This window comes from Streptomyces sp. NPDC048389 (genome assembly GCF_040706335.1).
In the GTDB taxonomy this organism is placed as follows: Bacteria; Actinomycetota; Actinomycetes; order Streptomycetales; family Streptomycetaceae; genus Streptomyces.
In genome coordinates this window covers 16468-27045 of the sequence record NZ_JBEZKP010000076.1, presented here as the reverse complement: position 1 = coordinate 27045, position 10578 = coordinate 16468, and the positions used below count along the sequence as shown (strand labels likewise).

General features: G+C 71.8%; 11 protein-coding genes. 7 read left to right on the top strand and 4 right to left on the bottom strand.

The features are described 5' to 3' along the window. Positions 1 to 244: 244 nt before the first annotated feature. Positions 245 to 388 (bottom strand): hypothetical protein, encoded by a 144-nt coding sequence (locus AB0903_RS31880; protein WP_366708226.1) that lies wholly within the window; start codon positions 386 to 388, stop codon positions 245 to 247. 27 nt (positions 389 to 415) lie between these two features. Here AB0903_RS31880 and AB0903_RS31875 point away from each other — a divergent pair, with 27 nt between their 5' ends. From AB0903_RS31875 to AB0903_RS31855, 5 genes are all read left to right on the top strand, one after another. Beyond that, positions 416 to 571 carry a hypothetical protein gene (locus tag AB0903_RS31875; protein WP_366708225.1) on the top strand — a complete coding sequence of 52 codons (156 nt, stop codon included), beginning with the start codon at positions 416 to 418 and terminating at the stop codon, positions 569 to 571. Between the two features lie 159 nt (positions 572 to 730). Continuing rightward, the gene (locus AB0903_RS31870; protein WP_366708224.1) at positions 731 to 1573 is read left to right on the top strand and encodes a nitrilase-related carbon-nitrogen hydrolase; all 843 of its coding nucleotides are present in this window, start codon (positions 731 to 733) and stop codon (positions 1571 to 1573) included. Then, the gene (locus tag AB0903_RS31865) at positions 1570 to 2850 is read left to right on the top strand and encodes an aspartate aminotransferase family protein (RefSeq protein WP_366708223.1); all 1281 of its coding nucleotides are present in this window, start codon (positions 1570 to 1572) and stop codon (positions 2848 to 2850) included. The genes AB0903_RS31870 and AB0903_RS31865 overlap by 4 nt, the downstream gene beginning before the upstream one ends. 18 nt (positions 2851 to 2868) lie before the next feature. Beyond that, positions 2869 to 4275, top strand: coding sequence for a dihydropyrimidinase (gene hydA, locus AB0903_RS31860; protein WP_366708222.1), 1407 nt, complete (start codon positions 2869 to 2871; stop codon positions 4273 to 4275). Between the two features lie 12 nt (positions 4276 to 4287). Next, positions 4288 to 5289: a TIGR03842 family LLM class F420-dependent oxidoreductase gene (locus AB0903_RS31855; RefSeq protein WP_366708221.1), complete on the top strand. Its 1002-nt coding sequence runs from the start codon at positions 4288 to 4290 to the stop codon at positions 5287 to 5289. Positions 5290 to 5726: 437 nt separating this feature from the next. Here the strand turns inward: AB0903_RS31855 and AB0903_RS31850 are convergent, their stop codons facing one another. The 3 genes from AB0903_RS31850 to AB0903_RS31840 all read right to left on the bottom strand — a co-directional run bounded on the left by AB0903_RS31850 (position 5727) and on the right by AB0903_RS31840 (position 8315). Further along, positions 5727 to 5888, bottom strand: a complete 162-nt coding sequence (locus tag AB0903_RS31850; protein WP_366708220.1) for a peptidoglycan-binding protein — start codon at positions 5886 to 5888, stop codon at positions 5727 to 5729. 184 nt (positions 5889 to 6072) lie between these two features. Then, positions 6073 to 7512 (bottom strand): alkaline phosphatase PhoX, encoded by a 1440-nt coding sequence (locus tag AB0903_RS31845; protein WP_366708219.1) that lies wholly within the window; start codon positions 7510 to 7512, stop codon positions 6073 to 6075. Next, positions 7509 to 8315, bottom strand: coding sequence for a hypothetical protein (locus AB0903_RS31840; protein WP_366708218.1), 807 nt, complete (start codon positions 8313 to 8315; stop codon positions 7509 to 7511). Before AB0903_RS31840 ends, AB0903_RS31845 begins: the two co-directional genes overlap by 4 nt. A 222-nt stretch (positions 8316 to 8537) precedes the next feature. Between AB0903_RS31840 and AB0903_RS31835 the strand changes: the two genes are divergently transcribed. Then, positions 8538 to 9566, top strand: a complete 1029-nt coding sequence (locus AB0903_RS31835) for a winged helix-turn-helix domain-containing protein (protein WP_366708217.1) — start codon at positions 8538 to 8540, stop codon at positions 9564 to 9566. Between the two features lie 300 nt (positions 9567 to 9866). Further along, complete coding sequence (locus AB0903_RS31830) at positions 9867 to 10523, top strand: M15 family metallopeptidase (RefSeq protein ID WP_366708216.1); 657 nt, start codon at positions 9867 to 9869, stop codon at positions 10521 to 10523. The last annotated feature ends 55 nt before the right edge of the window (positions 10524 to 10578 follow it).

Here is a 10578-nt window from a genome sequence, read left to right as displayed (position 1 = left end):
GCCCCAGCCCCCCCCCGCGCCCCCCCCGGCGGCGTTGGTCGCCCCCCACGGGGCCGCGGGGTAGCGGGCCGCGCCCGGGGCCCGGCCCCGGGCGGCGGGCCGCGGCGGCGAGGCGCATGCCCTGCTCTGCGAGGCCGCTGCCCGCCCCACCGCCTGGCTGCCGGCGCTCGCCGACGCACTGCACCGCTCGGGCCTCGCGGCCGACTGGGCCACCCTCCTCTGGGAGGCGGCGTCGCAGCCGGCCTTACGGCTCGCGGCCGCCGCCGACGCGCTTGCCGCCGCCGGCCGGGGCGACGACGGCCGGCAGCTCCTGCGGCAGGGCGTCTTCCGTTCCGCCGACGAGATCGCGGCCGCGGCCCTCACTCTCGAGGCCGACGGCACACCCCATCGCGCCCGCTCCCTGCTGTCCGCGTTCGTGCAGGTCCGTGCCCCCGCGGACACCGCCGCCGTGGCCGCGGTCGACCCCGTCCGGCTGGTGCCGCTGCTGCTGGGCGCGGCCCGTGCCGCGTCACCGGCGCGGCAGCGGGACGTCGTCCACGCGCTGCGTGTGGCCGGACACATCCACAGCTGAATCCGATCGTTGTCGACCGCACGGGTGCGAAACAAGATCGACTCAGCGGGTTCACGACGATGGTCTTGCCCCAGTGTGTGACGAGGCTTACGTTCTCCATCTACGTACCCGCGTCTACGTGCGTAGAGGCTCTCTGGCGTCCCGTCGAAGGAGCAGCTCATGGCCACTGTCGTACGCGCCGCGCTCGTCCAGGCCACCTGGACCGGCGACACCGAATCCATGATCGCCAAACACGAGGAACACGCCCGCGAAGCGGCCCGGCAGGGTGCCAAGGTCATCGGCTTCCAGGAGGTGTTCAACGCTCCGTACTTCTGCCAGGTCCAGGAGCCCGAGCACTACCGCTGGGCGGAGCCCGTCCCGGGCGGCCCGACGGTCCGGCGGATGCAGGAACTCGCCCGGGAGACCGGCATGGTGATCGTCGTCCCGGTCTTCGAGGCCGAGGGCGCGGGCTTCTACTACAACACCGCCGCCGTGATCGACGCAGACGGCAGCTATCTGGGCAAGTACCGCAAGCACCACATCCCCCAGGTCAAGGGCTTCTGGGAGAAGTACTACTTCAGGCCCGGCAACGCCGGCTGGCCCGTCTTCGACACGGCCGTCGGCAAGGTCGGTGTCTACATCTGCTACGACCGCCACTTCCCTGAGGGCTGGCGCCAGCTCGGCCTCCAGGGGGCGCAGTTGGTCTACAACCCGTCCGCCACCCACCGCGGTCTGTCGTCCCACCTGTGGCAGCTGGAACAGCCCGCCGCAGCCGTCGCCAACGAGTACTTCGTCGCCGCCATCAACCGCGTCGGCATCGAGGAGTACGGCGACAACGACTTCTACGGCACCAGCTACTTCGTCGACCCGCGCGGCCAGTTCGTCGGCGAGGTCGCCAGCGACAAGGAGGAGGAACTGGTCGTCCGCGACCTCGACTTCGACCTGATCGAGACCGTCCGCCGGCAGTGGGCGTTCTACCGCGACCGCCGCCCCGACGCATACGAGGGACTGGTGCAGCCGTGACCGACCTGTACGAGCGGCACCGGGCCGTCATCCCCGACTGGGTCGCGCTCTACTACAAGCGGCCGATCGAGATCACCCACGGTGAGGGCCGCCACGTCTGGGACGCGGACGGCAACCGCTACCTGGACTTCTTCGGCGGCATCCTGACCACGATGACCGCGCACGCCCTGCCCGAGGTCACCAAGGCTGTCAGCGAACAGGCCGGGCGGATCATCCACTCCTCCACCCTCTACCTCAACCGCCCCATGGTGGAACTCGCGGAGCGGATCGCGGCACTGTCGGGCATCTCCGACGCCCGGGTCTTCTTCACCACCTCGGGCACGGAGGCCAACGACACCGCCCTGCTCCTGGCCACCGGCCACCGCCGTTCCAACCAGATCCTGGCGATGCGCAACAGCTACCACGGCCGGTCGTTCTCCGCGGTGTCGATCACGGGCAACCACGCCTGGTCGCCGACCAGCCTCTCGCCCCTCCAGACGCTGTACGTGCACGGCGGCGTCCGTTCCCGCGGCCCCTTCGCCCACCTCTCCGACGCGCGGTTCATCGAGGCGTGCGTCGCCGACCTCGAGGACCTGCTCGGCCACACCCACGACGTGGCGGCGCTGATCGCGGAGCCGGTGCAGGGCGTCGGCGGCTTCACCTCGCCGCCCGACGGGCTGTACGCGGCGTTCCGCGAGGTCCTCGACCGGCACGGCATCCTGTGGATCTCCGACGAGGTGCAGACCGGCTGGGGGCGCACCGGCGACCACTTCTGGGGCTGGCAGGCGCACGACCAAAGCGGCCCGCCGGACATCCTCACGTTCGCCAAGGGCATCGGCAACGGCATGTCGGTGGGTGGTGTCGTCGCCCGCGCCGAGATCATGAACTGCCTCGACGCCAACTCCATCTCCACCTTCGGCGGCAGCCCGGTCACCATGGCCGCCGGTGTCGCCAACCTCTCGTACCTGCTGGAGCACGACCTCCAGGGCAACGCCCGCCGGGTCGGCGGCATGCTGCTCGAGCGGCTGCGCTCCATCGCCGCGAGCGTGCCGGCCGTACGCGAGGTACGGGGCCGCGGGCTGATGATCGGCATCGAGCTGGTGAAGCCCGGCACCGACGAGGCGGACCCGCAGGCCGCCGCGGCCGTCCTGGAGGCCGCCCGGGAGGGCGGCCTGCTGATCGGCAAGGGCGGTGGCCACAGCACCAGCGTCCTGCGCATCGCCCCACCGCTCTCACTGACCGTCGCGGAGGCCGAGCAAGGTGCTCTCGTTCTCGAACAGGCCCTGCACAGCCTCTAGTCGCACCGCGAGGAGACCATGAGCAACCGCACCCTGATCCGTGGTGGACTGGTCGTCACCGCCGCCGACGAGATGCACGCCGACGTGCTGGTCGAGGACGGCCGGATCGCGGCGATCGCCGCCCACAACTCGCCGGTCTCGGAAGGCTGGACGGCCGCCCGGACGATCGACGCCACCAACAAGTACGTCATCCCGGGCGGCGTCGACGCGCACACGCACATGGAGCTTCCGTTCGGCGGGACGTTCGCCTCCGACACCTTCGAGACCGGCACCCGGGCCGCCGCCTGGGGCGGCACCACCACCATCGTCGACTTCGCCGTCCAGCCGATGGGACGGGCGCTGCGCGAGGGACTGGACGCCTGGTACGCCAAGGCCGACGGCAACTGCGCCGTCGACTACGCCTTCCACATGATCCTCTCCGACGTCAACGAGCAGTCGCTCAAGGAGATGGACCTGCTGGTGGAGGAGGGCATCACCTCCTTCAAGCTCTTCATGGCCTACCCCGGCGTCTTCTACAGCGACGACGGCCAGATCCTGCGCGCCATGCAGAAGGCCGCCGTCAACGGCGGCCTGATCATGATGCACGCGGAGAACGGCATCGCCATCGACGTGCTCGTCGAGCAGGCGCTCGCCGAGGGCCGCACCGACCCGCGCCACCACGGCGAGGTCCGCAAGGTGCTGCTGGAGGCCGAGGCCACCCACCGGGCGATCCAGCTCGCCCGCGTAGCCGGCGCCCCGCTGTACGTGGTGCACGTCTCCGCCCAGGAGGCCGTGGCGGAGCTGGCCGCCGCCCGCGACAAGGGACTCCCCGTCTTCGGCGAGACCTGCCCGCAGTACCTCTTCCTGTCGACCGACAACCTCGCCGAGCCGGACTTCGAGGGCGCCAAGTACGTGTGCTCCACCCCGCTGCGGCCGCGCGAGCACCAGGCGGCCCTGTGGCGCGGGCTGCGCACCAACGACCTCCAGGTCGTCTCCACCGACCACTGTCCGTTCTGCTTCACCGGCCAGAAGGAGCTGGGCCGGGGCGACTTCTCCAAGATCCCCAACGGACTGCCGGGCGTGGAGAACCGGATGGACCTCCTCCACCAGGCCGTCGTCGACGGCCACATCACCCGCCGCCGCTGGATCGAGATCGCCTGCGCCACCCCGGCCAGGATGTTCGGCCTCTATCCGAAGAAGGGCACCATCGCCCCCGGCGCCGACGCCGACATCGTGGTCTACGACCCGTACGTCGAACAGACGCTCTCCGTGGAGAGCCACCACATGAACGTGGACTACTCGGCCTACGAGGGCCGGCGCGTCACCGGCCGGGTGGAGACCGTCCTGTCCCGCGGCGAAGTCGTCATCGACCGGCGGACCTTCACCGGCCGCGCCGGCCACGGCGTCTACACCCCGCGCTCCACCTGCCAGTACCTCGACCACTAGAAAGGGCCCGCCGTGGACTTCGGACTCGTCCTGCAGACCGATCCGCCCGCATCGGAGGTCGTCGGGCTGATGCGGCGCGCGGAACGCAACGGCTTCCGCTACGGCTGGACCTTCGACTCCGCGGTGCTGTGGCAGGAGCCGTTCGTGATCTACAGCCGGATCCTCGAACACACGCAGAAGCTCACCGTCGGACCGATGGTCACCAACCCGGGCACCCGGACCTGGGAGGTCACCGCCTCCACCTTCGCGACGCTCAACGACATGTACGGCAACCGCACCGTCTGCGGCATCGGGCGCGGCGACTCGGCCATGCGGGTGGCCGGCCGCAAGCCGAACACCCTGGCCAGGCTCGGCGAGGCGATCGACGCGATCCGCGACCTCGCGGAGGGACGGGAGACCGAGGTCGACGGACAGCCGCTGCGCATCCCGTGGGTGCAGAACGGGAAGCTGCCCGTCTGGATGGCGGCGTACGGGCCGAAGGCGCTCGCCCTCGCCGGGCAGAAGGCCGACGGGTTCATCCTCCAGCTCGCGGACCTGTACCTGACGGAGTGGATGGTCAAGGCCGTACGGCAGGCGGCCGCCGACGTGGGACGCGACCCGGCCTCCGTCACCGTCTGCGTCGCGGCGCCCGCGTACGTCGGCGACGACCTGGCGCACGCCCGCGAACAGTGCCGCTGGTTCGGCGGGATGGTGGGCAACCACGTCGCGGACCTCGTCTCCCGCTACGGCGAGCACTCCGACATGGTCCCGGAGGCGCTGACCGCGTACATCAAGGAGCGGCACGGCTACGACTACAGCCACCACGGCCGCGCCGGGAACCCGTCCACCGACTTCGTCCCCGACGAGATCGTCGACCGGTTCTGTCTGCTCGGGCCGCCCCGGGCGCACATCGAGAAGCTCCAGGCCCTGCGCGACCTGGGCGTCGACCAGTTCGCCGTCTACAACATGCACGACGCGAAGGAAGCGACGATCGACGCGTACGGCGCGGAGATCATCCCGGCACTCAGCGGCTGACCGGTCCCGCCTGCCGAAGGCTCACGCCCGAGCCCTCCGACGGCCCGTATCCGACCCGGTGGGCGTGTCGCACTCCCGCCGGGCACCGCCGGGCACCGCCGGCACACCGCCGGCTGGAGCCCGCGCGCCGTCGCCCCGTCGTGGCCGGCGGGGTGCTCGCGCTCGGCGGCTCCCCGTCCGCCCCGGGCAAGGGCGCGTGTCCCGAGGACGGCTTGAACCTCTTCCGTCCCTCGCCGACTACGGGTGGGCGGTGGGCCTCGTCACGTCGCTGGTGCGGTACCCGGCTCTCATGGGCGCCCGGCGGTCGTGCGCGCCGGCGTCCCGCGCCCTCGCCTTGGGCGCCCCCGGGGGCGGGGACGCGCAAGGCGAGGCGGTCTCCTCGGCGGAGCGGCGCGCGGCGGTGCCCCGCGGCACTCCGGTCGCAGTCCCTCGGTGTCTCACCGGTCGAAGGCGTGCGGGCACCGCCGGGTGCCCGGGCCGATGGTGCCGTCGACGCCTGTGCCGCAGCGGGACTGCGCCTCCTTGGTGGCGATCCCGGTGATCCGGCCGAAGATCCCGTCGATCTCCACGTCGAGGTGGCCCGCGCCTTCGCGCAGCACGCACGGCGCGTGCCGGAGGCGGTGCCCGTGCTGCCGCGGCGGATCTCCGGGTGACTCCGCGCCTCGGGGCAGTCGGCCCGCACGGCGGCGCCGTGCGGTGAGGGCGCCGCACCGGCGGCCGGAGCCGAAACTCCCAGAGCCGGCAGCACGACGGCGGCGGCCGACGGCGGGATCGGCTTGACGTTCATGACGACGCCTTTCGGCCCGGATGCCGGATCGGCCGGACGGCTACGGTGGCGGAGCGGGGGCGGGCGCCCGGCCGCCCCGACGGCCAGGTGCTGACGGCACCGGGATCGTCCGCGTCCGGGGCGCCCCAGCGGGCGGTGCGCTCACCCGGGTGCTGGATGTTGACGAACAGGGTCGTGCCGTCGGGCGTGGAGGTGACGCCGGTGACCTCGGCACCACGGGGGGCGGTGAGAAAACGCCGGACCGTCCCCGTGGCGGGGTCCGCGGCGAGCAGGGCGTTGTTCCCGGCATCGCGGTGGGCGGGCAGCGGGCCGTTCAGCTCCTCGCCGGACACGCCTGTGGAGATCCACAGGGTCCCGTCGGGGCCGAACCACAGGCCCTTGGGCGCCGCGAACGCGCCGTCCGGGGATGCCTGCGGCTCACCTGCGGCGAGGAATTCCTCCCAGCGGAACGAGTGGCGCCCTTCGCCGTGCGCTTGGTGCCACCGGATGATCCGTCCGCAGGTGTCGGGCCGCGGAGCGCACCCCTTCGAGGACGGCGCCGCGCCCATGTGTGCGCAGGACGAGCCGCCGTTGCTGTTGGCGAGGGCCAGATACACGGCCCCGGCCGGTCCGACGGCGACGCGTTCGGGCCGGCCCAGCGGTGTGGCGCCGAGGGCGTCAGCGGCGAGCCTGGCGCGCAGGAGGACATCGGCCTGGTCGCGCCAGCCCGCCGCACGGGTCAGCGGGCCCTCACCGTGCCGAAGCGGCAGCCACTCGCCGGAGCGGTCCGGGCGGATCCTCGCCACGTACAGGGTGCCGTGGTCGAGAGGGCTCCTGCCCGCCGCCCGGAGCTCGCGCCAACCGCCGTCGCCGACGTACTTGTAGAGGTACTCGCCGTCCTCGGCGTCCGTGGTATGGACCACCACGCGCCCGGCGGACTCGGTGACCGTCGCGCCGCCGTGCATGAAGCGCCCGAGAGCCGTGCGCTTGACCGGCACGGACGACGGATCGTCCGGGTCGAACTCGACCACCCAGCCGAAGTCGTCCGGCCGTGCCTCGGGGGACGCCAGGTCGAACCGGGGGTCGCTGCGGTGCCAGGGGTGGCCGAAACCGGAGGCGGACAGTCCGTAGCGCGCATCTGCCTCGGTCCGCCGCCAGCCGGGGTCGTCGGTGCCGAAGAAGGCGTTGAAGTTCTCCTCCGCCGCCAGGTACGTGCCCCACGGGGTGACCCCGTGACCACCGCACGCCAGTACGCCGCGCGATGTGCCGTCCACGGTCACCGGTCCGGAGAACCGCACCGGGGTGTCGCCCGTGATCCTCCGGTTGCGCGTCGAGTCCACTGCCTGCCAGCGTCCGTCGGCTTCCCGTACCTCCACCACGGAGATTCCCTGGGCGGCGGCTGCCTTGCCGTCGTCGCCACCCAGCAGCACGCGGTCGGACGTCTCGTGGTTGATCACCAGCAGCCATTCGTCCGTACGGTCTGGTCGGGACCGGCCGCGGAGTAGTGCACCACGAAGCCCGTGCGCTCCGCATTCGATACCTTCGCCACGGACCGGGGCGGGCGTGCTCCCCAGCTCGACCGGGAGATGATTCTGAGCTGCGGGGTCCTGTCGACCGGCTCGGGAACGGGACGGCTTCCCCCCGCCCATTCCGTGGGGTCGATCCTGGACCCCCTCTTGGCGTGCTGCGTCAGGTGCTCGCCCGGACACTTGGTGTTCCAGCCCGCGCTGTGCGGGAGGATGAGGTGTCCGGCCTTCTTGGTGTCCGAGGCTTCGTACCGCAGGTGGAACATGAGGTTTCTCATCGAGTCCAGCATCGCGTTGTTCGGCTGGTCCTCAACGGCCAGCATTCCCTGAATCGAGTAGAACGACGTGTTCCGGCCGAGGCTGGTGCCTCCCACGGTGATGCGGGCGCCGCCGTTGGCTTCGCCGCGTTCATAGCCCCGGCCTTCGTAGACGGTTCCGTGCGGGCAGACCAGGAAGTTGTAGTAGATGTCCCCGGAATCTCTCCAGTGATTCGGGAAGATCTTCTCCGCTATTCTCTTGCGGCAGTCAATTTCCGAGCTCGGGGAGAACGACCCCCTGCTTCCCATGTAGTGGATGAAAAAGCCACCCTTCCAAGGAGTCCACTCCCGGGAGGACTCCATGGGAGGCATGCTGTATCGCGCGATGAACGTGTTGGCGGGGCGGTTCGGGTCGGACATGTTGTGCGTGATGTGCTGGGCCCAAGCGGACCGCTTCTCGATGGTGACGGATGCCATGTGCGGGGATCACACCCTCTCTGGTGTGGGGGAGATGCTTCACCGGGTGCCGTGGACGGGCTCGGGCCCCGGGGGCCGCATCGCGGCGGGGTGGGCGCCCACCCGCGATCCGGTTGCCGCGCAAGCCGGTTGTCCGCCGGGTGTGCCATCGTTGCCCGGGGCCGCCGGGCCCGTCCATACTGTTGCGGCTGAGTGCAAAGGACCAGCTCAGCAGGGGGAACGATGTTGCGGATCCACTTCACAGAGGTCGATCTGGCCAGAACGAGGCTGGCCGGGGCGCCGGACCCGCTCTGGGAACTGGCCGCGAGCCTGCACCGGTTGCAGTCGTCACGAGGCCGCTGGGCCTTCGCCCAGTGGTACGACACGGCGCGCCGCGAACTGCGGGAGAGGGGTGTGGAGCGGGCCGTACGCACCGAGTTGCTGCCCCTGTACTCGAAAGGGGTGTACTTCCCGGACTTCCTGACGCCGATTCAGGCGGCGGAGGGTCTCGAGAGCGGGCTCGCGGCGATTCTCGACACCCGTCCGGAGCGCGTCGTGGCGGAGATCGGCCGGCTTTCGCGCAGTACCGCACCCCCGCGGTGGGCGGCGGAGATCCCCGGCACTCGGGGACGGCAGGAACTCGTGCGGATGCTGCGCACCTACCACGAGGCGGTCATCACACCGCACTCGGAGCACATGGAGGCCCGGATCGAAGCCGAGCGCGTGACGCGCTTCCGCGCTCTCATGACGGGCGGCGTGGAGGGGATGCTGGCCGGCTTCGGCCCCATGATGCGCTGGGAGAGTCCCGTCCTGTACGTCAGGTACCCGGCGGAGGACCGGGACCTGCACTTGAACGGCCGCGGTCTGCGACTCGTTCCGTCCTACTTCTCCTGGGGCGCCCCCGTCAGTTTCGCCGACCCGGAACTGCAACCGGTCCTGTGCTACCCGGTCTTCCAGGAGCCGTCCGCCTCGGCCCTCGACGCCGACGGCGGTCCGCCGGACAGAGCCCTCACGGCCCTCCTCGGGCAGGCCCGGGCCGCTGTCCTGCGGACCGCGGCGAGCGGTGCCACCACGGGCGAGCTGGCCCGCGCCGTCGGCGTTTCCGCGTCCTCCGCCAGCAGGCACGCGGGCGTGCTGCGCGACGCCGGTCTGATCACCAGCAGCCGCAACGGCGCGAGCGTGCTCCACACCCTGACGCCGGTGGGCGCCTCGGTGCTGCGGGCCGCCGTGCGCCGCGCCCGGGAGGGGAGCGCCACTCGCCGGCGGGTCTGAACACGGCGTCCCTGCCCGGATTGCGGGCAGGGACGGCCGCGCGCTCGCCTTCCGGGCCGGCGAGCCGCCTTCCACCCGCGGCGGGGCGGGCACCTGCCGCCCCGGTGTCCGACGCGGGCCCGGCCGACCCGCAGCCGGAGCCCTGATGGACGCACTGCCGCTGCTCACCCGCGGCGCGCGGTGGGCGCGGAGCCGACCGGCTGCCCGGGGCGGTGACCGGCCACCTTCGGGCGGCCTGCGGAACGCCCCGCTCGCTCGTGTGAAGGGGCAGGTCCGCGGCCAGGTCCCTACCCTGAAAGGGTGAACGTCGCGCGCCGGGCCGCCGCGCCCGTCCTGGCCCTCGGGCTCACACTCGGCGTCGTGCCCGCACAGGGTGCGACGGGCGCCGCCCCTGAGCTGTCGGCCACGGTCAGTGACGTACCCCCGGCCAAACTCCGCGCGAGCTACGAACCGGGCTGCCCGGTGCCCCCGTCCCGGCTGCGGCTGATCACCATGAACCACTGGGGCTTCGACGGCCGGGTCCACCGCGGAGAGCTGATCGTCCATCAGGACCAGGTCCGGCCCCTGCTGCGCGTCTTCGAGAAGGTCTTCGACGAACGCTTCCCCATCCGCCGTATGCGTGTCATGGCCGAGTACGGCGGCGACGACGCCGCGGCCATGGCCGCGGACAACACGTCCGCGTTCAACTGCCGCCGGGTGACGGGCGACGACCGCCGTCTGTCGCGTCACTCCTACGGCGACGCGGTCGACATCAACCCCGCGGAGAACCCGTACGTCGACCGTACGGGAAAGGTGCACCCGCCGGCCGCCGAGGACCACCTCGACCGCGACCGGCACACCAAAGGCATGATCATTCCGGGGGACGCCGTCACGGCGGCGATGGCCGACGCCGGCTGGGAGTGGGGCGGCCGCTGGTCACCACCGGACTACCAGCACTTCTCCGCCGACGGCACCTGACCGCGGACCTGGAGGCCGGCCTACCCGGCGGCCCGCGGACCCGGCGGCCCGCGGA